Origin of the sequence: Paenibacillus sp. V4I3, assembly GCF_030817215.1 — a bacterium.
Taxonomy (GTDB): Bacteria; Bacillota; Bacilli; order Paenibacillales; family NBRC-103111; genus Paenibacillus_E.
The window spans coordinates 4,380,246-4,400,832 of record NZ_JAUSZA010000001.1 but is presented as its reverse complement, the minus strand read 5'-3'; the positions used below and the strand labels follow the sequence as shown (position 1 = coordinate 4,400,832).

Annotated in this window: 22 protein-coding genes; 4 read left to right on the top strand and 18 right to left on the bottom strand. The window is 44.8% G+C overall.

Translation table 11 applies throughout. The annotated features are described in order from the left end of the window. Positions 1–10: 10 nt before the first annotated feature. The gene (locus QFZ77_RS20065; protein WP_307442121.1) at positions 11–553 is read left to right on the top strand and encodes a 1,2-dihydroxy-3-keto-5-methylthiopentene dioxygenase; all 543 of its coding nucleotides are present in this window, start codon (positions 11–13) and stop codon (positions 551–553) included. A gap of 78 nt (positions 554–631) precedes the next feature. On the opposite strand, the gene QFZ77_RS20060 is transcribed toward QFZ77_RS20065, so the two are convergent. The 3 genes from QFZ77_RS20060 to QFZ77_RS20050 form a co-directional block, all read right to left on the bottom strand. Further along, positions 632–1,423, bottom strand: coding sequence for an HAD family hydrolase (locus QFZ77_RS20060; protein ID WP_307449667.1), 792 nt, complete (start codon positions 1,421–1,423; stop codon positions 632–634). A 43-nt stretch (positions 1,424–1,466) separates the two neighbouring features. Then, positions 1,467–1,649, bottom strand: coding sequence for a DUF896 domain-containing protein (locus tag QFZ77_RS20055; protein ID WP_047677001.1), 183 nt, complete (start codon positions 1,647–1,649; stop codon positions 1,467–1,469). Between the two features lie 140 nt (positions 1,650–1,789). Continuing rightward, on the bottom strand, positions 1,790–2,197 hold the full coding sequence (locus tag QFZ77_RS20050) for a LysM peptidoglycan-binding domain-containing protein (protein ID WP_307442120.1): 408 nt from the start codon (positions 2,195–2,197) through the stop codon (positions 1,790–1,792). Between the two features lie 147 nt (positions 2,198–2,344). Here QFZ77_RS20050 and lexA point away from each other — a divergent pair, with 147 nt between their 5' ends. Next, positions 2,345–2,962 (top strand): transcriptional repressor LexA, encoded by a 618-nt coding sequence (gene lexA / locus QFZ77_RS20045; protein ID WP_047676998.1) that lies wholly within the window; start codon positions 2,345–2,347, stop codon positions 2,960–2,962. Between the two features lie 609 nt (positions 2,963–3,571). Here lexA and QFZ77_RS20040 read toward each other — a convergent pair. The 13 genes from QFZ77_RS20040 to QFZ77_RS19980 form a co-directional block, all read right to left on the bottom strand. Beyond that, positions 3,572–4,810 (bottom strand): aminopeptidase, encoded by a 1,239-nt coding sequence (locus tag QFZ77_RS20040; protein ID WP_307449664.1) that lies wholly within the window; start codon positions 4,808–4,810, stop codon positions 3,572–3,574. A gap of 110 nt (positions 4,811–4,920) precedes the next feature. Further along, complete coding sequence (gene glnA, locus QFZ77_RS20035) at positions 4,921–6,261, bottom strand: type I glutamate--ammonia ligase (protein ID WP_047676993.1); 1,341 nt, start codon at positions 6,259–6,261, stop codon at positions 4,921–4,923. Positions 6,262–6,301: 40 nt separating this feature from the next. Beyond that, entirely contained in the window at positions 6,302–6,712 is a 411-nt protein-coding gene (locus tag QFZ77_RS20030) for a MerR family transcriptional regulator (RefSeq protein WP_047676992.1), read from the bottom strand. A gap of 95 nt (positions 6,713–6,807) precedes the next feature. Beyond that, positions 6,808–8,028 (bottom strand): methionine gamma-lyase family protein, encoded by a 1,221-nt coding sequence (locus tag QFZ77_RS20025; protein WP_373462754.1) that lies wholly within the window; start codon positions 8,026–8,028, stop codon positions 6,808–6,810. Between the two features lie 32 nt (positions 8,029–8,060). Beyond that, positions 8,061–9,386 (bottom strand): GTPase HflX, encoded by a 1,326-nt coding sequence (gene hflX / locus QFZ77_RS20020; RefSeq protein WP_307442113.1) that lies wholly within the window; start codon positions 9,384–9,386, stop codon positions 8,061–8,063. Positions 9,387–9,578: 192 nt separating this feature from the next. Continuing rightward, on the bottom strand, positions 9,579–10,856 hold the full coding sequence (gene efeB / locus QFZ77_RS20015) for an iron uptake transporter deferrochelatase/peroxidase subunit (protein WP_307442112.1): 1,278 nt from the start codon (positions 10,854–10,856) through the stop codon (positions 9,579–9,581). A 24-nt stretch (positions 10,857–10,880) separates the two neighbouring features. After that, a complete protein-coding gene (locus QFZ77_RS20010) occupies positions 10,881–12,047 on the bottom strand; it encodes an EfeM/EfeO family lipoprotein (RefSeq protein ID WP_307442111.1) in 1,167 nt (388 codons plus the stop codon). Positions 12,048–12,074: 27 nt separating this feature from the next. Next, complete coding sequence (locus tag QFZ77_RS20005) at positions 12,075–13,559, bottom strand: FTR1 family iron permease (RefSeq protein WP_307442110.1); 1,485 nt, start codon at positions 13,557–13,559, stop codon at positions 12,075–12,077. Positions 13,560–13,735: 176 nt separating this feature from the next. Further along, entirely contained in the window at positions 13,736–14,713 is a 978-nt protein-coding gene (locus QFZ77_RS20000; protein WP_307442109.1) for an AAA family ATPase, read from the bottom strand. An 86-nt stretch (positions 14,714–14,799) separates the two neighbouring features. After that, positions 14,800–15,099, bottom strand: a complete 300-nt coding sequence (locus tag QFZ77_RS19995; RefSeq protein ID WP_307442107.1) for an antibiotic biosynthesis monooxygenase family protein — start codon at positions 15,097–15,099, stop codon at positions 14,800–14,802. Between the two features lie 25 nt (positions 15,100–15,124). Further along, positions 15,125–15,751: a histidine phosphatase family protein gene (locus QFZ77_RS19990; protein ID WP_307442106.1), complete on the bottom strand. Its 627-nt coding sequence runs from the start codon at positions 15,749–15,751 to the stop codon at positions 15,125–15,127. A 21-nt stretch (positions 15,752–15,772) separates the two neighbouring features. After that, positions 15,773–16,774: a lipoate--protein ligase gene (gene lplA / locus QFZ77_RS19985; RefSeq protein WP_307442105.1), complete on the bottom strand. Its 1,002-nt coding sequence runs from the start codon at positions 16,772–16,774 to the stop codon at positions 15,773–15,775. A 22-nt stretch (positions 16,775–16,796) separates the two neighbouring features. Next, entirely contained in the window at positions 16,797–17,270 is a 474-nt protein-coding gene (locus QFZ77_RS19980; RefSeq protein ID WP_307442104.1) for a GNAT family N-acetyltransferase, read from the bottom strand. Positions 17,271–17,410: 140 nt separating this feature from the next. On the opposite strand from QFZ77_RS19980, the gene QFZ77_RS19975 reads away from it, so the two are divergent. Further along, positions 17,411–18,208, top strand: a complete 798-nt coding sequence (locus QFZ77_RS19975; protein ID WP_307442103.1) for a GNAT family N-acetyltransferase — start codon at positions 17,411–17,413, stop codon at positions 18,206–18,208. Between the two features lie 36 nt (positions 18,209–18,244). Continuing rightward, a complete protein-coding gene (locus QFZ77_RS19970; protein ID WP_307442101.1) occupies positions 18,245–19,114 on the top strand; it encodes an SDR family oxidoreductase in 870 nt (289 codons plus the stop codon). Between the two features lie 73 nt (positions 19,115–19,187). Here QFZ77_RS19970 and QFZ77_RS19965 read toward each other — a convergent pair whose 3' ends face one another. Both QFZ77_RS19965 and QFZ77_RS19960 read right to left on the bottom strand, forming a co-directional pair. Further along, positions 19,188–19,883 (bottom strand): YdcF family protein, encoded by a 696-nt coding sequence (locus QFZ77_RS19965; RefSeq protein ID WP_307442100.1) that lies wholly within the window; start codon positions 19,881–19,883, stop codon positions 19,188–19,190. A gap of 5 nt (positions 19,884–19,888) precedes the next feature. Continuing rightward, positions 19,889–20,548, bottom strand: coding sequence for an alpha/beta hydrolase (locus QFZ77_RS19960; protein WP_307442099.1), 660 nt, complete (start codon positions 20,546–20,548; stop codon positions 19,889–19,891). Positions 20,549–20,587: the final 39 nt, after the last annotated feature.

Genomic DNA, 20,587 nt, shown 5'->3' with positions numbered 1-20,587 from the left:
GGGATGCAGTATGGCACAAATAAGAATTCGCAATACCAATGAACGTATTGAAGGCCAAGAGCAAGTCAAAGCCTTCTTGGATAGTCAAAATGTTGTTTATGAACACTGGGACGCTAACAAGCTTCCGGAAACACTGCGTGAGAAATTCATTCTAAGTGATGAAGAAAAAGCTGAAATTATTAGTACTTATGAAGAAGAAATTCGTGATTTGGCTGCTAGACGCGGTTATGAAATTTGGGATGTTATCGCGCTTTCCGATTCAACGCCTAACATCGAAGAGCTCCTGAAGAAATTCGAACAGGTGCACACACATACGGAAGATGAAATTCGTGCCATCGTTTCTGGACGTGGTATTTTCATTATCAAATCCGAAAGCGAAGTTGGCTATTTTGACGTTGAACTTGAACCAGGCGATGTTATCTCAGTTCCTGAGAACACGAACCATTTCTTCACACTAATGGATAATCGTGAAATCGTTGCAGTTCGTCTCTTCATTGAAAAAGATGGCTGGGTTGCTTATAACATTGATGATCCCGAATTTATTAAAGCCTAATATTTTATATGAGAACAAAAACCCAACAGCGCTGGACTTAACGTCCTAAGAAGCCGTTGGGTTTTTATTTATTGTATGTTATCCATTTGAAATAATCGGCAAAATATCCTGAAGACGGGAAACCTCATATACAGGAACAATTTCATCTCCACTTTGAAGCCCATGATGATTAATCCAAATGTTGCGCATACCTACGGTGCCAGAACCAAGGATATCGGTTGTCAACTTATCTCCGATCATAATTCCTTCCTCTGCTTCTATCCCAAGTAGTCCCAGCGCATGGTTAAATATAGATGTCGCTGGCTTACCTACACCAAATTCGCCGGAGATCACAATATGATCAAAGTATGGTGCGATATTTGGAACACCTGCTAATTTTTCCTTTTGCAGATCTGGCGAGCCATTCGTTAACAACAACAATTGATAGCTGCCTTTCAAAGCGTCCAATACTCGGAACGTTTCCTCATATACGTAAGGACGGCGTCGGCGTTCTGCTGGAAATAGTTCTCCAAGCTTATACCCGAGCTCACGATCCTCTATCCCCAACGCCGCAAGCCCTCTTGTCCAAGACTCAGTACGATATCCTGGCGCTAGTTTCTCAAGCTTACGAAAGTTCTCATTCTCACCTTGTGTGAAATTTGCCCATAAGCCTTCGAAGGGATTAATACCAATCATTTTGGTAAATGCAAAGGTTTCAAAAGATTCATATAAAGAACGCGCTTCTTTGCGAACAGAAGCTTCCAATTCCTCGGGATTCACGGCAACGTGTTTTGCAGCTTCAGCACATGTCGCTTCGAAAGCTTCCTGCACACTGCGATCATCCCACAGCAGCGTATCATCTAAATCAAAAAGTACGGCTTTCAACGTCATCATTCATTTCCCCTTTTGAAAGTTGTATCTATGTGAGCAGCAATTACTCTTCGTCCGTAAACTTGATGGAATCAAGTTGAACTTTAAGATTGCCACGGAATGCTTCAATATACTTCTTTCTGAGTTCATTGCGTTCATCGATTTCCGCATCTGTTAAGCCAACTGTTTTCGCTTTACGAGCAAGCTCATTAATACGTTCGATATTCTGTTCCATGTTGTCACTCATAATGATCCTCCCAGTCAAAAATTCAATATGAGTACTACTTTGCCATCCCTATTAAGGAATGTCAAGAGACAACAAAAAGAGGCATAGGAACATGTCCAAGCCTCATCGTATTTAGAGTCTATTAAAAAAGCATGGTGAAATTAAGGAAGCAATAAAACCTGTCCTTCTTTTAAGGAGCTGGTGGTTAAATGATTGATTGTCTTTAATTTATGCATATAGGAACGAACGTTCTCATCTCTTTTTTTATGTGTGGAAGCAACATCCCAGAGTGTGTCTCCTCGTTGAATAACGATTTGAGCTTGTACGACTGCTTTCGAAGTAATGTTAGTAGGCATCACGGAAACTGGGGTTGTTGCGTTTGCAGCCCCATCCCCTGCATAGGCTTGAACAATAGCACCGAATGAAAACACTGTACCAAGAATAACTGCTAATAAAATGAAGCGAACAATCGCTTTTGTATAACTAGAATTAAATGTCATCCCTTTGGATGTGCTAGCAGATCTATGAGGTGTGTGTGTTGTGTTAGTGTTTGAATAAGTCATATACATGAGTAATCATCTCCCAAACATTTGTTCTGGTATTAGAATAACACGAACACATGTTTGAGTCAACCCTTTTCTCGAACTTATGTTTGTACGAACTCGGGTTCTATGTTATACTTTGGGTAATGATTCCCAGTATTGGAGTGATAACTATTGAGTAAGATTTCGCAGCGTCAACAAGCTATATTGGAATTCATTAAGAATGAAGTGAAAGATAAGGGGTACCCGCCTTCCGTTAGAGAAATCGGCGAAGCTGTTGGACTAGCTTCTAGTTCTACCGTACATGGTCATTTGGAGCGTCTTGAGAAGAAAGGTATGATTCGTCGAGATCCTACAAAGCCTCGTGCTATTGAAATTCTAGGACTTGACGGTGCTGAAACGCATTTTGCGGTTTCTGTAGCTCGCGTGCCTCTCGTTGGTAAAGTAACTGCCGGTGTGCCTATTACAGCAACAGAGAACATAGAAGACTACTTCCCTCTTCCTGTCAGCATGGTAGGAGATAACAATGTGTTCATGCTTAGCGTTATGGGTGACAGTATGATCGAAGCCGGTATTCATAATGGCGACTATGTCATCGTTAAGCAACAGCAAACCGCGAATAACGGAGACATTGTTGTAGCAATGACGGAAGATGATGAAGCAACGGTGAAACGCTTTTACAAGGAAAAGGATCACATTCGACTTCAACCGGAGAACTCAGCTTTGCAGCCTATCCTTTTGAAACATGTTACGATTCTTGGCCGCGTCATTGGTTTGTTCCGGGATATGTAATAGCCCTACAGCCCTTATTCTATATACAATACCAATGAGAAAGAACCGAGAGGACAATAGTCCCTCGGTTCTTTTCGATGTAAACAGCCTTGGTCGTATGAAGCTACGGATCAAATGGGTAAACTTAAAGCATAGATGAGCATCTGATCCAAGTATAGATTTTCAAAGTTTATAGTATAACCTCTAATCCCGTCTTAACCAAGAAGCCGAGCTGGATTCAGATAAGAGTCTTAATAGACTGCTATTACGTCATTTGGATCGCATTTTGCGCTTTTAGAAGTTTCTATTGGCTTCTATTAGGCAATAATCGGCCCCTACTTACTTCAGTTTAAAGGAATGGGGCTGTCCCAAAAGTCATATTTGGAAAATTCAGCTCCCACTTTATGAATTTCGCATTCTGCCTGCTACTTCCATTGGATTAATCCAGTGATAGTAGGGATTTGGCGGCCTAAAAGTCAATTCCATTGGATTATTCCAATAGAAACACGAATTTTGTCTTCTATCTTCTATCTTCCGTCATCCATCTTCTATCTGTTCTCTATGCCCTTTAATAAACCCATAAGAACTTCCACCTTAGAAATCAAGCTAAAAAACCAGCTAATTTATCAACTAAAATGCAAGCGCCCAATTTCCACGACGGAAAATAGGTTCAACGGTACCATCACCACGGATACCATCGATCTCAAGATCAGTCGTCCCGATCATGAAATCAACATGAATCAAACTGGTGTTCCCACCTCGAGTTTTTAGCTCTTCGCTTGATAAAGATACGCCATCCTGCAAATTGATCGGGTAGCAGCTGCCTAAGGCCAGATGGCAGGATGCATTCTCATCGATGCCCGTATTGTAGAAAATGCGGTCAAGATTAGAGATCGGCGAATCAAAAGGTACGAGAGCAACTTCTCCCAAATACCGGGCGCCCTCATCCATATCTAGCAACCTAGTTAGATGCTCATAGCCGACTTCTGCCTGATAATCCACAACTTTCCCGTCCTCAAACTTGAACGAAAACTGATCCACAAGCGCCCCATTCACATTCAATGGCTTGGTGCTTGACACAGTCCCATGAACTCCTGTTCGCTTAGGCATTGTGAAAACTTCCTCGGTCGGCATATTTGCTACGAATCGTATTCCACTTGCGTTCTCCGTATCACCGCCAAGCCAAATGTGGCCCTCCGGCAGTTCAACGCGCAAATCTGTTCCTGCCGCTCGATATTGAAGTGCCTCGTATTGCTTCTCATTCAACACGCTGCGAACGCGCTTCAATTGATCCATATGAACTCGCCAAGCCGCTACCGGATCATCTTCATAAACGCGGTTTATCCGGAAAATGGCCTCCCACATCGCATCGATCCGCTGTTCTTCAGGCAAATCAGCATACACTTTGGATGCCCACGCCACCGTAGGCGCTTTGATTAAGCACCAACTGAACTTGCTTGTTCTCACATATTGTTGATACTTTGATCTAGCCGTAGCCATGGCTTTGGATGCTCTAGAAATCAGACTTGCATCAATACCCGCGTACAAATCAGGATCCGGCACTTTGATATTCAGTAAAGCTCCACCGTTTTCTACAAAGCGTTCTAACATACTCGTATACCACTCTGGGTAATAATCAAGCGCTTCCTCATTGGCATAATCGAATCTACTTCGAGTTATCACATCATCCTGCCAGTGCACTTGGACAAAATTCGCCCCCGCCTCATAGGCTTTCTTTATGATAATTCTAGTCAATTCTAGGGATTCAATCGGTGACTCTATCATCAGATCCTGGCCTTTGTGGAGATTAACCCCTACTTTGACTACAAGTTCAGCATACTTTTCCAAATTAATTTGAAAGTTGTCCATCATTCTTATGATCTCCTTCGCGTGAAAAAGCCCATCAGTTCAGAAACATTCCTGAAGGCTGACGGGCTTTTCGTATCTAATTGTTGCATCCATATCAACTTACTAAGCGATTAATAAAGGGATAGGTATTGATCTCTTTCCCATTGGTGAACTTGTGTACGGTACATATCCCACTCGATTTCTTTAAGTTCATAGAAATGAGCCAGAGCATGTTCGCCAAGTGTATCGCAGATCACATCATTGCGAAGCAGCTCGTCCAAAGCTTGTTTCAAGTTCAATGGCAAAGTTGGGATGCCATCGCTCTCTCTTTCCTCTTCGGTCATAACATAGATGTTACGATCTGTAGGAGGAGGAAGCTGCATTTTGTTCTTAATGCCATCCAGTCCAGCAGCAAGCATAACAGCAAGAGCCAAGTATGGATTAGCAGCCGGATCCGGGTTACGAACTTCAACGCGAGTGCTTAATCCACGGGACGCTGGAATACGGATCATCGGACTACGGTTACTTGCCGACCATGCTACATATACAGGCGCTTCATATCCAGGTACGAGACGTTTGTAAGAGTTAACTGTAGGGTTCGTAATCGCAGCAAAAGAACGTGCATGACGAAGTACACCCGCCATATAATGTCTAGCCACATTACTTAAACCTAATTTATCGTTCTCTTCATAAAAAGCATTTACATCACCTTTGAATAACGATTGGTGACAGTGCATACCGGAACCGTTCATGCCGAACAAAGGTTTAGGCATAAAGGTCGCATGCAGACCATGCTGTCTAGCAACGGTTTTGACGACGAGCTTGAAGGTTTGAATTTGGTCAGCCGCTTTAATCGCATCTGCGTATTTAAAGTCGATTTCATGTTGACCTGGCGCTACTTCGTGGTGGGATGCTTCAATTTCAAAGCCCATCTCTTCAAGCGTCAACACGATATCGCGGCGACAGTTTTCGCCCAAATCCATCGGAGCCAAATCGAAATAACCACCTTGGTCATTCAGTTCCGTTGTTGGATTGCCTTTTTCATCCGTTTTGAACAAGAAGAATTCTGGTTCCGGACCTACGTTCATTGCCGTAAAGCCCATCTCTTCGGCTTGTTTCAACGCTTTTTTCAAGATGGCACGCGGATCACCTGCGAACGGTCTGCCATCTGGCATATAAATATCGCAGATTAAACGCGCCACTTTGCTCTCGGTTACCCATGGGAAAATAACCCATGTATCCAAATCAGGATACAAATACATATCAGACTCTTCAATACGCACATAACCTTCAATGGAAGAACCATCGAACATCATTTTGTTGTCGAGCGCTTTTTCGAGTTGGCTGTAAGGAATTTCTACGTTCTTGATGCTTCCCATCAAGTCTGTAAATTGCAAACGAATGAACCGAACATTTTCTTCTTTGGCAATGCGTAAGATGTCTTCTTTGGAAAAATTGTTGTTGTAGCTCACGTGTGCAGTCTCCTCTCAATTTACAAGCGATTAAGTAATGCTATTTATAAAATCGGGAAAGCTGACCTTGAATCAGGGAAACCTGATCAGGGCGTTTACCTCCGCCAATCAACTGCTGCTTAAGCATTTTGTGCAGTTGGGAGTCGGTTAATTCTTTACGCTTAACTTCTGTGTGTTCATTCAAAATCGTTGCATCTTCGGAATCTTTATCGACAGGGATAAGAACCTGCTTGATCCCAGCGATGTTCACACCTTTTTCAATTAAATCTTTAATTTCAAGAAGTCGTTCTACATCATTAAACGAATACAGACGTTGATTACCAGCTGTTCTAGCTGGAATAATAAGTTCATGCTGCTCATAATAACGAATTTGTCTTGCGGTTAAATCAGTCAGCTTCATGACGATCCCGATCGGGAATAACGCCATATTTCTACGTATCTCATCACTCATGCTAATCACTCCTGGTCAGTAAATACCTCAATCTTATTGTACCTTTGTAACAAGAATGTGTCAAGGAGTGTCAGGTTTGTTCACAGTCTTATTTTTCATAACAATCCCTTGTCTTCCATATGCTGGATTGCTGTTAGTACCCCTAACTTACAGTGTGAGTAGGTAAGCCCGCCCTGCAAATAAGCGATATAAGGCTCACGTATCGGCGCATCCGCGGACAGCTCCAGACTGCCGCCTTGGATGAACGTCCCGGCCGCCATAATGACGGGATGCTCATAGCCGGGCATATCCCACGGCTCCGGCACAACGTGCGAATCCACGGCAGCCGCCTTCTGGATGCCCTGCACGAACGTGATCAAGTGATCCACCGACGTGAAGCGGATCGCTTGGATCAGATCCGTTCGCGGCGTCTGCCAACGCGGATGGCTCTCGAAGCCCAGCTCTTCGAACACCGCGGCGGCGAAGACCGAGCCCTTGACGGCTTGCCCCACCAAGTGAGGGGCAAGGAAAAGCCCTTGAAACATCGCTCGCGTGGCGCCGAGCATAGCACCGACCTCGCCCCCAATACCGGGGGCGGTCAGTCTGTAAGCGGCGAGCTCCACAAGGTCGCGCCGCCCGGCAATATAGCCTCCGGATGGGGCGATACCGCCGCCGGGGTTCTTGATAAGCGAGCCGGCCATGAGATCGACGCCAACCTGCGTCGGCTCCTGCAGCTCGGTGAACTCGCCGTAGCAATTATCGACGAAGACGATCAGGGCCGGGTTTACTTCCTTGACGAATCGGACCATTTCACCTATTTGCTCCACCGTAAACGAAGGCCGCCACGAGTAGCCGCGCGAACGCTGTATGCCGATCACCTTCGTGTTCGGCTGAATGGCAGCCGCGATGGCCGACCAGTCTGGCGCGCCTTCCTCAGTCAGCGCAACCTCGCTGTACGCGATGCCAAAGTCCTGCAGCGATCCCATACCGTCGCTAGGCTTTCCAATGACCTTATGCAACGTATCATAAGGCTTACCCGTTATGTAAAGTAGATGTTCGCCTGGTCGCAGAACACCGAACAAAGCTGTGCCGATCGTATGCGTACCTGAGACAAAGTGAGGGCGTACGAGTGCTGCTTCTGCCCCCATCGCATCCGCATAGACAAGATCGAGCACCTCTCTGCCGCGATCATTGTAGCCATAGCCTGTCGAAGAAGCAAAGTGGTAATCACTTACCTTATGTTTTTGGAAAGCGCTAATCACTTTCCATTGATTAAGGTCAATCGTTTTCTCTATCTGGCGAAAAGCGCTCTCTATCTGGCGTTCTGCGCTCTCCATTAATGCCATAACTTTATCCCCGAATTGCATAATTAGTAAATCTCTCCCTCACCATCTTGAGCCTCTTGCTGAGCATGTTGATCATAAGCCACTAATTGATAGGCCAATTTGACATAATCATCCTTGTTCACACGGACCTTGAACAGCATATCTTCCCCGTCCACATCCGTCTCCAAGACATCGCCAATTCGGTACATAAGGGAAATGATGTCTCCCTTGTCAGCCGGAATGCGGAACTCTTTACTCTCACCCATCAGCTTCTCTTGGATGGCGACTCGCAGGCGTTCCAGATCATCAGGGTTATACGCACTGATTTTCAAAAATTCACCTTCGGTCGAAAGCATTTCCACATCTTTTTGCGTGCAAAGATCAATTTTATTGTAAATGGTTAGCTGTTCTTTTTGATGTGCACCCAACTCTTCTAAAACTTCAGCGACAACGCGCATTTGCTCATTTCTCATTTCCGTTGAACTATCGACGACATGAAGGATCAAATCGGCCTCGTTGGCCTCTTCCAGCGTAGCACGGAACGAGGCAACAAGATCATGCGGCAGGTTCTGAATGAAGCCTACGGTGTCGGTGAGAACAATCTCTTTACCGCTTGGCAATTCCATCGTCCGCGAAGTCGGATCCAGCGTTGCAAACAACTGATTCTCAATATAGACGTCAGCTTGAGTCAATTGTTTCAGTAAAGTTGATTTCCCTGCATTCGTGTAACCAACAAGGGCAACTTGAAACACACCGGTCTTCTTACGGCGTTCACGATGCAAAGTCCGATGACGGACGACCTCTTCCAGCTGCGCCTTCAGCTCGTCAATACGGCCGCGAATGTGCCGACGATCTGTCTCCAGCTTCGATTCCCCGGGACCTCTCGTCCCGATACCGCCACCAAGACGTGACAAGTTCTTACCTTGTCCGGATAACCTTGGTAGCAGGTAGCTAAGCTGCGCCAGCTCAACCTGAATAATACCTTCACGTGTTTTGGCACGCTGGGCAAAAATATCCAGAATCAACTGCGTCCGGTCGATGATTTTCACATCTAAGGCAGCCTCTAAGTTACGGACTTGAGCACCCGATAGCTCTTGATCGAAGATAGCCGTATTCCCGCCAAGCTCTTCTAAACGCAACTTTAGCTCTTCAACTTTCCCTTTACCAATAAACCATTTGGAATCCTTCGTTTCTTTGTTCTGTGTCATCGTCTCCAAAACAAGCACACCTGCTGTTTCTGCTAACTTAACCAGCTCTTGCAGCGAGTATTCTGCTAATAATTCATTTTTCTTCTGTTTCTGAGTGACTAGACTAACAAGCACCGCGCGGTCATCGATTTCTTTCTCAACCATATGTGAAGTAGTTTTCATAAGTTTGTCTCCTTTACGCTGCATTCAAACGATCGAAATAGCCCCCATGTGGGCGTATTCCTTCATCATTGTGTAGGAAATGCTTGGGAAAGTCAATTTGCAGGAACGGAAAATTCGATTATAACGGTGTTCCCATCTGAAGACACAAAAATACCGAAAGACCATAGGCCTCTCGGTAGCTTTCCACCTATTTTAAGTAAATAAACTTTGTCCTAAATATGAACCCTTAGATGGAACACCCGGCAGCACAGCGAAATAGCCGCCACCCGTTGTGTCCGTATAGGAAAGCATTTTGTCAGGAAGTTTCGGATTCGTCAATCTTTTCTGAATGGATTCAAACTGCGTTTGGATATTCCGATTGAAACAAACGAATAACAGACCAGCATTGATTCGGCCAACGTTATCGAGGTTATCCATGAAATTATACCCGCGGCGCAAAATGCGTTCACGCTCTGAATTCTCTCCCGTGCGTGGATTTGAAAGGCGGATATGAGAATCGAGTGCTGTAACCTCCCCTTTGCTATCGTCAGCGAAATTAGGCTTGTCGAATTCTGCATGTCCATCCATCGGTGCTCCGGAAACCTTCTGACGTCCAATAATCTCTTCTTGGTCCGAAAATGGTTGTTGATCCCATGTTTCAATCCGCATATGAATACGGCGTACAACCATGTAGGTGCCTCCAGCAAACCAAGATGCACCGTCTCCCGCCTCGACCCAAACATTATTCTTCATAAATTGTTCATCTTGCAAGTCTGGATTAGCCGTACCGTCCTTGAAGCCGAACAAGTTCCGCTTCGTCCCTTGGGACTTTATGCCCAACTGTCCGGTCTGCTGCCAGCGCAAATGAGCGACGCCACGAGCAGCTTTGGAAAAGTTGCGAATCGCATGGAAACAAACGATCGGATCATCTGCACAAGCCTGAATGACAATATCTCCATGTGTTAATTGATCCTGGAGCGAATCTTTATGGAAGATAGGCATTTCCGTGAGACCAGCAGGTTTACGAGAACGAAGTCCGAATCGATCGACACCATCTTTTTCAAACAAAGACGCACCAACAGCGAAGGTAATCGTTAATTTACCCGTATCGAGGCCCATTTGCTCCCCTGTATCCAACGGTGGGAATTTACCCTCCTGAGGCTCAGCCGCAAGAGGCTTGCCTTCCATGAGAGTCGCTGCCATTTCGGTCCATAGCTGCAAAAGCTCCTTTAGCTCCTTCACATCCTGCGTGGTCACATCAAATGCAGCTACATTCGCAAAGTTCTGGGCCGGAGTCACAACACCGGTTTGATGAGCACCATAAAATGAGATGGTTTCATCCGCTGCGCTTGCGGTTGCAGTACCTAGTTGTTTATTCGAAGCTGTAGGTATCACTTTCTGTGCCTTCCCAAGCAGATCCCCAATGACAACGCCTGCAGCACCTGCCGCAGTCATTCCTAAGAAAGCGCGGCGATTCATTTTATCCCCCATACCGTTGTTCTCCTTTCCATTCCCTTATTTACTTAACGTTCCTGGCATTTTCACTAACGGCTCAGCAAGTGCTTCCAGTTTATTTTTCAAATCAATTTGTTTGGCTTGTTCCATTTTGCCGAAATCGTTCCAGGTAGCACCAACAGGTGAAAGTGTGTTCATGGTTTCGATAACCGTGGCTAAGCTTTTGCTGATTTTCTCATCTAGCACGGCGTCTTTCTTCTTCAGCTCAACTTTTATTAGATCATAGATGGCTTGCGCGCCTTCCACATTAGCTCGGATAACAGGTATAGTAGCTCCACTCCAGCGTTCTTCTTCGCCTGTAATTTTGGTGGCTTGTGCTTCTTCCATCAATTCGCCGACACCCGCGATAAAATCAGAAGGTTCAATGGTAGTTGCCGCGATTGCTTGCTGTATCTTCTTGCCGTCTTCTAGTAAACGTGAGGAAAAAGCTTCAGCTTCCTTCACATTCTTTTTAACAAACAACAAATACTCTATACGATGATACCCAGTGAAATCAGGATCCTTTTCATTCTTAAAATCATCCACACGAGCATCCATTACACCATCTAGTTCGCTAAAAGTCTCAATAATAGGCTCAATTCTCTCATAAGGCATCCGTGATTGTCCATAGGATTCTTGTGCCTTTTTCAGATCGCCGCTCTTCACAGCAGCATCCAGCTGTTCGAGTCCAGCGACTAATTGTTTCCCTTGTTCCTGAACATATTTATTATATGCTTTAGCAGCCTCTTGCAGCTCTTTGGATGCGGCGATGACATCTTTATTAACTGCACCTTTATTATCATCGAGTGAGGCGCTGAGCTCCGTTATTGCTGCTTTCAAATTATTATTTAGTGCAGTTAATGTCGCATAATCCAGCTTGTCTTGTTTCAATCCTGCTTCTAATGGAGTGAGAAATTTCTCTACTTTAAAATACAGCTCTGGAAATTTCGGTTTTACTTCATCTTCGAAGCTAGCCCACTGATTCTCAAGTAGGGTGGATTGCTTCTTCGGATCTTTAACCTTACTTGTGTCCAGTTGACCCTTCAACTGATCAAGACTTGTAAGAAGCGCTGCTGAGCCTTCTTTGACTGGTACTTTGGTCACTTCCGTTGTTTCTGTTTTACCGCAGCCTGAGAGTACAAGTGTTGTTGCAGCTGCTAAAATGATAAGTTGTTGACGTTTGTTCATGGGGTAGTTCCTCCACTTTTCTCTAATTTATGATTTAGATAATGCCATATTTCTCATTTGAATCGTTTTACGACGGTCCCAGATGACTGCGAACAACGCGGATATCAGGAGAATAAATTGCGGTATAGCACTCTCTAACGTTGGATACAGCGCGATAAAGTCCCAGCTTGGCAACCAAGAAGCTGTCGTTGCAGGTAAATAGCCTGCCAATTGAAGCCCGTGTACACCCATCCCCGCAAATTTAAAGCAAAGATAAAATACGAAGAAGCTTGAAACTAGAAAGAATGGACGCATTGGAATGCGCAGGCCAATTTTTAATATTAAGAAAGCTACTATTAGCAGGATGACAACACCAATCCCAATGCCTCCAACAAGAGAGCTTAAGGAAATCGAAGACGCCATACCGATCATGAAGAGGACCGTTTCTGTGCCTTCACGGAAAACAGCAAGAAAAGCAAGCAAACTGAGAGAAACTAGACTTCCGGTAGCCAAAGCTTTTACACTTTGATCCCGTATGTACTTTTGCCAATTAGAGACACTAGATTTGCTGTGCAGCCAGTAGCTCATATACAGCAGCATGACAGCGGCGAAAATCCCCGTACATCCAGCAATTAAGAAATTGTTGTTCCCAAATGCACTTGCGGAAAACAACTGTTGAACGACAATACCAAGCGCCATACTAACGAGCAAGCCTCCGAGTACGCCATACCAAATCCATTGTTTCTTATCACCATGACCCGATTTATTCAGGAAACCAAGTAAGGCAATCACAACTAACAAAGCTTCCAGACCTTCGCGGAGCAAAATAGTCGTCGCATCCAGCATGGTGTAGCTTGTTTTGGCCGCTAATGGCTGCAAATCAGCGTGCATTCGCGCAATTGTTGCGGAAGCCTCACCAGCTTGAACAGGTACAGCAGACAGCTGCGCGTAAGCAGTAACCATGTCTCTTTCCATCGAAGTGTAGACAGATGAGGATTGTGTAAGCACAATACCTTCGATTTGCAACCAGGAATTTCGAAGCTTTTGGATACTTGCGGATGCACCTTCGATATCATTCTGCTTCATTTGGTCCGCCGCTTTCTCCAGCAAAGCCACCAATGAACCCACAGTTATATCCCCACTACTCTGAGCCACTTTACCGAAAGCATCCAGATTGCCATCAATGAAACTCTTGTTTAAATGATGAAGATCATTTAAACCCGCAACCAACTTCTGAGAATCGATTGGCTGTTTGAGTGTTTGGAAGGAAACTTCACCCATTGCTTGCTCAATCTTCTGATAGGCTGCCAGCGAGCGCTCCTTAATCCCATCTTCATAGGACAACCAGTTAATTTGAAACGATTCGAATAATTGGGTAGCTTCCTCCATCTTGCCGCTTTCTGCAGCTTGAATGGCGCGGACAATTCCTTCATCAGCCTTGGCCAGATCATCCTCTGCCTTAGCACTTACTGTTAAAGGAATAGATAGCAGCATTAGCAGCGCTATCCAACTCACTAAGATGACTTTACGCATGAATCACAACTCCCTATCGGAAAATAAAACTTAACTTCCATCTCGTTAATATTGATAATCATTATCATTGAAATTAATCACTCTGTCTATTCTACTCCGTTCAACCAATCTGTCAATCGTTTTATCCAAGAAAAAAAAGCCATTTAACTTAAATAAGTTAAATAGCTTTATAAATTTCATTTAAATTTCATATCTTCCGGTCTTATTGACATCAATTCTAATTTGGAAGGTGCGTTTACATATTGACTGAGCAGCCTTACCGCTTGATGCCGCATCGCTTTCTCCAGAATGTTTCGAACATACCTAGCATTACTAAATGCACGCCATGTGGCGGCTTTCTCATCAGTTAAATGCTGTTTTAGCTTCACTATGGTTTGAGGAAGAAGAATATACTCTCTGTCCTTAGCCATAAGCTCAGTAATCTGAATCAATTGTTCAATCGGATAGTCCTCGAAATCAATTTGAATGGGAAATCTTGAAGGAAGTCCCGGATTCGTAGCCAAAAATTGCTCCATTTCGTCGCTATACCCTGCTAGAATAAGGATGAACTCATTCTTCTTGTCCTCCATACCTTTGACCAGTGCATCAATGGATTCCTTGCCAAAATCCTTATCTCCTCCACGTGCAAGACTGTAGGCTTCATCGATAAAAAGGATGCCGCCCATCGCCTTTTTCATCAACTCGCGAGTCTTAAGAGCTGTATGTCCAATGTATTCTCCTACCAGATCTGCACGCTCCACCTCAATAAAATGACCCTTACTAAGAACACCCATGGCATGAAACATGCGGCCCATCAGTCTAGCCACAGTCGTTTTACCCGTTCCGGGGCTTCCTTTGAAAATCATATGGTACACGTGCGCATTGCTGAGAAGGCCGGCTTCTGCGCGAAATTGCGAAATTTGTAAAAGCGCATAAATTTCATGCACCAGCTCTTTGACATTATCAAGGCCAATCAGTTGATTCAGCTCTTTGAAAACATCCGAAAGCGGACCCTCGAGAGGCGTCTTCTTTCCTGTGAGCTGCGGCTCGGCATCGGCTAGCGGCGAAGCGTGAGTCTGGCTGCCTACTCCATCAACGGCTCGCCTATGCATGCCAGGCTCTGGCTGCCGTAAGACGATGTTGATCTGTCTGGATGGCAAGCTTCGACCACTCATGAGGATCACCTCGTTTACAGGATGGTTTGATGGTTCGTATCAATCCATCCTACGCTCGTTTGATGCATTTTAGACCGTGACAGCCGTTAATGATACTTTTGTGACAGCGTATAATGCTCGACAACCGGGAATGGGTCATAGAAATGATGCAGCAGCTTTCGCCATTCTTGATACTCATCAGAGCCACGGAAGCCTACGGTGTGATCCTCCAGAGTTTCCCAGTGAACGAGCAGCAAGTATTTGTTGCTATCCTCGATACACGTTTGCAGCTCATGAGAAATGTATCCTTTCATCGATGAAATAATGGATGACGCTTGGCGAAACGCCGCTTCGAACTCCGCATTTTTCCCTGCAATTACAGGAAGGATGGCAACTTCTAAGATCATAAATAATTCCTCCAGTTGATGTATGTTAGAAACCAAATGCTTCATCTTGAAAATGGGACGTATCCCCGTGAAGCCGGATATGAGGCTCGTTATCAATCATTTCGACAAGACTTAAGCAAGTAGGATGAAAATAGGGCGGGTTCCACAAGTCTGCTAGAGCTCTTCGCTCGAAGTAAGCCATGATAATTTTCAACGTGACTGTGTGTGAAATTAAGCCTATTGTTTTGCCCGCATGTTCCTTTAGCAGCTGCACAATGGCTGGTATAACGCGAGCCTGTAAATCAGCATATGACTCACCTTGCGTTGGTCTATACAGTTCAGGCGCATGCCAGAATGCATGGAAGTTGTCAGGATCCAAATCTGCAATTTCTGCCGAAATCCTCCCCTCCCAAGCACCCAGATTCATTTCTTTCCACTCATCCGAGGCATGTATCACCAATTCACGTGAGCCTTTCACGATATTCGCCGTTTGCAATGTACGACCGCTGCTGCTCGCATATAGAACATCAAAGTGAACATCCCTCAAAGCATTTGACAACCAGGAGGCTTGCTGCTCACCTAAAGAAGAAAGTGGTGAATCCAAGTGACCTTGCATTCGGCGCTCCACATTCCACATCGTTTCCCCATGTCGAATTAAATAAAGCTTTGTCATCGGAAGCCCCCCCTTCTTGCACTAATTTAACATCATTAAAACCACAAAAGACTCCAAGTCCAGCGAACCAAAGTAACGCTGCAATTCCACACCTGACAGCCGTTCTCGTACGGCAGACTCTTCATACCGCGAACCACGCAGCGTTTCCTCTAGTTCTGCTACATCACTAGCTCCGAAGAAGTCTCCATATATTTTTAAATCATGTATATGACCTTCTTCAATAGCTAAACGCACATCTATTGTACCAACACCTTCGAAGCGTTTGGAGTTTTGCACTGTACTTTTGGGTGATTTCCCGTAGTTCCAGTCCCAGTTCCGATAGCGTTCCTCAGATAGTTCGTGAATAAGGACCCAGTCCTCCTCAGAAAGCTTGTACATGGGAACTTCCGACTCCTCAGCACTGAAAATAGTTACAAGCAGCTTATTTCGGAATTCCTCCATTGTAATAGGTTCGCTCAGGAACTCTATTATGTTAGCGACCCGGCTGCGAATCGATTTAATGCCCTTGGACTGAATTTTATCAAGATTAACCTTAAGGGCAGATACAACGTTTTCGATCTCAGAATCGAAGAGTAGTGTTCCATGACTGAACATTCTGCCCTTTGTAGCAAATTGTGCATTGCCCGAAATTTTGCGCTCACCTACTTGGATATCATTGCGGCCCGTTAAAGCCGCTTCAACACCAAGCTTCCGCAGTGCTTCAACAACGGGTTCAGTAAACTTTTGAAAATTGTGAAAAGAGTTCCCGTCATCCCGTGTAATGAAGCTGAAATTCAGATTGCCCAAATCATGATACACGGCTCCGCCACCCGATAGTCTCCGAACCACATGAAGGTTATTCTCTTTGACATATTCGGGATTGATTTCTTCGAGTGTATTTTGATTTTTGCCAATAATAATGGACGGCTCGTTGATGTAAAAAAGTAAGTAACTCTCATCATTAGGGAGTTGTCTTAAGGCATATTCCTCAATGGCTAAATTAATGCGGGGATCTGTGATTCCTTCATTATCGATAAATAGCATAATCATCCTCCTTCATTTATGATCATATCTCTGTCGTCATGGTGCGATTTAAGGTAAACATCCCTAAGGATTTATAAAAAGCAATGGCACGCTCATTAAATTCCCATACGTTTAATTCAAGTGAAGCAGCCGAACGCTCCCTAGCCCAGGCATTAGCTGCTTCATATAGCTTTGTACCAATGCCCTGACGCAGATAGTCCGGTGAGACGGCCAGTTCATTTAAATACGCATAGGTTCGAGGAACTAGTGCTTCATAGGTAGGAGATTTCTTCATTTCCAGCATAGCTGCCCCAATGACCAAGCCCTCTTTCTCCGCGATTAAAATCACTTTATTCTGTTGATCTGAAAAACTTCGGTACCAACCCATTGCAACAACGTGATCTAACCTGTCAAAACGCTCAGGCAATGCATCCGCATGTTCTTCCTGCCCTACTCGAATGATGGCATTCACGGCTTCGTAATCTTCTAATTGTGCAGTACGAATGATAAATTCCAAAAAAATCCTCCTCCTGTTGTTTCATAGCTTACATCAAAGGATGATATTTTTCCACTTTGGCGGAGCGCGATTTTTATATACATAACTCTATAAAAATATTTATAATATTGGAAACTAACCTGTGGAGGAGAGCGCTAGAAATGAACGAAAAAACAAACTTTTATATCGCCATCGATACGGTGGCTTCAAACACGTGGCCTGCCGAGTCTTCCACTTCCATTGACAATTGGCTTCTACGGGCCTCCCGAGGTGTCACTAAACGTGCAAACAGCTTGCTTGCCATAGGCGAATATCCAAATGATCCTAATTGGCTTGCGAAAATAGAGCAATTCTATCAAGAACTTGGTTTACCCGCAATTTTTCATATTAGCAACGCTTCCCCTGAAGGTCTGGATGAATTTCTTCAAACAAAAGGATATGCGATTGATACACCATGTTTAATGATGACCGCATCTGGTCAGCAAGTATCGGAAAACGCACAAAATAAGATGATGCAAAATAAATCATCTATTCAGATAGACTGGGCAGAAAAAGCAGATGCAGAGTGGCTTGACTTATTCCTCATGCTTGAACAGTTTCCCGAAGAGCGCAGAGGTTTCTATAGCGGTCTATTTGAGCGAATGCCAGCTCCGAAAGGGTTCCTGAAGCTGAAACAAAATAACCAAATCATCGCGTTAGGTACAGCGATTGTAGAGGGCGAGTGGGCAGGTTTTGTAAACGTCGTTATCCATGAAGACCACCGTGGCAAAAGACTCGGGTACGTCCTCATGCACGCACTAACGGAATGGAGTTTGGAGCACGGAGCTACCATGCAGTATTTACAGGTTGTTACTTCCAATAAACCAGCGGTAGCATTGTATGAAAAGCTTGGTTACCAAGCCAGATATGACTATCATTACCGAATTAAGTATGATTTGCAGCCCCTTGTATCATCCTAACAAAGAATTTGCCTAGGATGAAAGGAGCAACAACACATGGCAACAGCAACAGAAAAGAAACCATCATTTCCGCCACAGCATCAGAACCAGCAGCCTGGCATTGAGTCGCAGATGAATCCTCCTCCAGTCTTTGAGCATTCTGGGTATAAAGCAGCCGGCAAGCTTAAGGATAAAGTCGCCCTGATTACAGGAGGCGATAGCGGAATTGGCCGCGCGGTCGCGATTGCCTATGCCAAAGAGGGTGCAGACGTCATATTGGTATATTTGAACGAACATACGGATGCGGAGGAAACACAGCGTCATGTGGAAAAGGCAGGACGAAAGTGTCTGCATGTCGCGGGAGACATTGGCGATGAGAATTTCTGCAAGCAAATCATTGAGCAAGCTATTGGGAAGTTTGGCAAACTTGATATCTTAGTGAACAATGCAGCAGAACAGCATCCTCAGCCTAGCATCGAGAATATCACTTCGGAGCAGTTGGAGCGGACGTTTCGAACCAATATCTTCTCTTTCTTTTATTTGACCAAGGCTGCACTACCCCACCTGAAATCCGGAAGCGCAATTATCAACACGGCATCTATTACCGCTTATCATGGTCATGAGCAGCTGCTCGATTATTCCGCTACGAAAGGGGCCATTGTCACCTTCACACGCTCTCTATCTCTTCAGCTGAACCCAAAAGGCATACGAGTAAATGGCGTAGCTCCAGGTCCGATCTGGACGCCTCTCATTCCTTCTACATTCACCGCAGAGGAAGTTGCCACGTTCGGCTCAACTACACCAATGAAACGTGCCGGTCAGCCAGGTGAACTCGCTGCCAGCTATGTTTTCCTTGCAAGTGAGGATTCATCCTATATGGCTGGTCAAATCTTACATGTGAACGGTGGAGCCATTGTAAACGGATAACCAAGGCACAATAAAAAAAAGCATGACCAGCAAGTGGGTAACTCCCGCTTACAGGTCATGCTTCTTTGTTATCTCATATGCCTGCCATCAACAACAGCTTGGTCAAATACCATTTCGTATAAGCTAGCGTTTCTCTCGCTTCATGGTATGGCATGAAGAGCACCTCTGACTTCATTGATGAAATGAGAGGCTGCTTCAAGCCGATCGTTTCCGCGATATCGAGTGAACGAGAACCATGAAATTGATGGGTCATAATAATCGAACTCACAAGACCTTGCTCGTCCATAATTTGCTTGCTGTAAAGCAAATTCTCATAGGTACTTGTCGCCCGCGGCTCTATCAAAATGCTTTTGGCCGGAAGCCCTTTTTTAACCAAATAATTACGCATTCCCTCCGCCTCGGTTAGTTTGGATCCGTTATGATCCAGACCTCCGGAGACGATCAGTTGTTTGAACCGTCCCTCTTTATAAAGATCAATAGCCAAATCTAGACGCTCCTGGAGACCAGGACTCGGGATATCTTTGCGCAAGGAAGCGCCTAGAACGATACCAACGTCAACTTGCTTAGGCAGCGTTTGATCAGGAGCGATTTGAACCTTCCACTGGATATAAACGATCCAAGCGACAAGCAAGAGGAAAACGGTAACCACGATTCGGAACACTTTCACAAGCACACGGTTGAACGTAGATTTTTGCTCAGTTCGTCGGCGTTTTTTCGGTGTTGGAGTGATGGCTCTTTGTTTCTTATTCATGTTTGGCTGTACAGTCATCCTTGCTACTCCTTATCCAAAAATGCACTAACTTGACGAAACAACGTGCCTGCATCCTCACTCAGACATATCAAATGATTTGATCTGGAATGCCAATGGAGCTCGCGCTGTCCTTTTAGCTTACTATAGATGTATCGCGCACTTTGCGGATGAATAACTTGATCTTTTTCAGACTGAGCGATAAGTGTTGGTATGCTTACCTGACTTAGTTCTGGTTTCAAATGGCGTACAAGTCGCGTAAACTGCCAGGTAGCTCGCAGCGGCGTGGCTTTCGCTTTAATAAAGCTGATTTTCCTTTGATATTTCCATTCATCTCGAATGACATCCAGCATTCTTCTAGGGCTAACATAAATGACTGCCGTGTTCAAAAGTATCAGTCTACGAACCGGATATCGTACGGATAAATAAGCGGCCAGCAGACCTCCCATCGAGAAGCCTACCATATCAAATGATCCATACTGGATCATCATTCTCTCTGCATGCTTTTCAGCTTCGCGTACCCAATCTTCCCAATGTCCTACTTTTAATTGATGACTGGATTCTCCGTTCCACGGAAGTCGCGGAACCTCACAAAGCTGCCCGCGTTCACGTAAATGCCGTGCTAACGGCTCAACCTCATAAGGTCCACCGGTGAATCCATGGAACAATAAACATGGTTGTTTCACGCGGTTTTCTCTCCTATCCATCCTTCACTGTTTAGAATA

What these genes read in the sequence shown, in the direction of transcription:
- QFZ77_RS19975 (WP_307442103.1), top strand. Translation starts at nt 17,411, where the DNA reads ATGAACGAAAAAACAAACTTTTATATCGCCATCGATACGGTGGCTTCA.
- QFZ77_RS20050 (WP_307442120.1), bottom strand. Translation starts at nt 2,197, where the DNA reads ATGTATATGACTTATTCAAACACTAACACAACACACACACCTCATAGA.
- QFZ77_RS19965 (WP_307442100.1), bottom strand. Translation starts at nt 19,883, where the DNA reads ATGACTGTACAGCCAAACATGAATAAGAAACAAAGAGCCATCACTCCA.
- QFZ77_RS19990 (WP_307442106.1), bottom strand. Translation starts at nt 15,751, where the DNA reads ATGACAAAGCTTTATTTAATTCGACATGGGGAAACGATGTGGAATGTG.
- lplA (WP_307442105.1), bottom strand. Translation starts at nt 16,774, where the DNA reads ATGCTATTTATCGATAATGAAGGAATCACAGATCCCCGCATTAATTTA.
- efeB (WP_307442112.1), bottom strand. Translation starts at nt 10,856, where the DNA reads ATGGGGGATAAAATGAATCGCCGCGCTTTCTTAGGAATGACTGCGGCA.
- QFZ77_RS20000 (WP_307442109.1), bottom strand. Translation starts at nt 14,713, where the DNA reads ATGAGTGGTCGAAGCTTGCCATCCAGACAGATCAACATCGTCTTACGG.
- QFZ77_RS20060 (WP_307449667.1), bottom strand. Translation starts at nt 1,423, where the DNA reads ATGACGTTGAAAGCCGTACTTTTTGATTTAGATGATACGCTGCTGTGG.
- QFZ77_RS19995 (WP_307442107.1), bottom strand. Translation starts at nt 15,099, where the DNA reads ATGATCTTAGAAGTTGCCATCCTTCCTGTAATTGCAGGGAAAAATGCG.
- QFZ77_RS20065 (WP_307442121.1), top strand. Translation starts at nt 11, where the DNA reads ATGGCACAAATAAGAATTCGCAATACCAATGAACGTATTGAAGGCCAA.
- QFZ77_RS19970 (WP_307442101.1), top strand. Translation starts at nt 18,245, where the DNA reads ATGGCAACAGCAACAGAAAAGAAACCATCATTTCCGCCACAGCATCAG.
- QFZ77_RS20040 (WP_307449664.1), bottom strand. Translation starts at nt 4,810, where the DNA reads ATGGACAACTTTCAAATTAATTTGGAAAAGTATGCTGAACTTGTAGTC.
- QFZ77_RS20030 (WP_047676992.1), bottom strand. Translation starts at nt 6,712, where the DNA reads ATGAGTGATGAGATACGTAGAAATATGGCGTTATTCCCGATCGGGATC.
- QFZ77_RS20010 (WP_307442111.1), bottom strand. Translation starts at nt 12,047, where the DNA reads ATGAACAAACGTCAACAACTTATCATTTTAGCAGCTGCAACAACACTT.
- hflX (WP_307442113.1), bottom strand. Translation starts at nt 9,386, where the DNA reads ATGAAAACTACTTCACATATGGTTGAGAAAGAAATCGATGACCGCGCG.
- QFZ77_RS20055 (WP_047677001.1), bottom strand. Translation starts at nt 1,649, where the DNA reads ATGAGTGACAACATGGAACAGAATATCGAACGTATTAATGAGCTTGCT.
- QFZ77_RS20025 (WP_373462754.1), bottom strand. Translation starts at nt 8,028, where the DNA reads ATGGAGAGCGCAGAACGCCAGATAGAGAGCGCTTTTCGCCAGATAGAG.
- QFZ77_RS20005 (WP_307442110.1), bottom strand. Translation starts at nt 13,559, where the DNA reads ATGCGTAAAGTCATCTTAGTGAGTTGGATAGCGCTGCTAATGCTGCTA.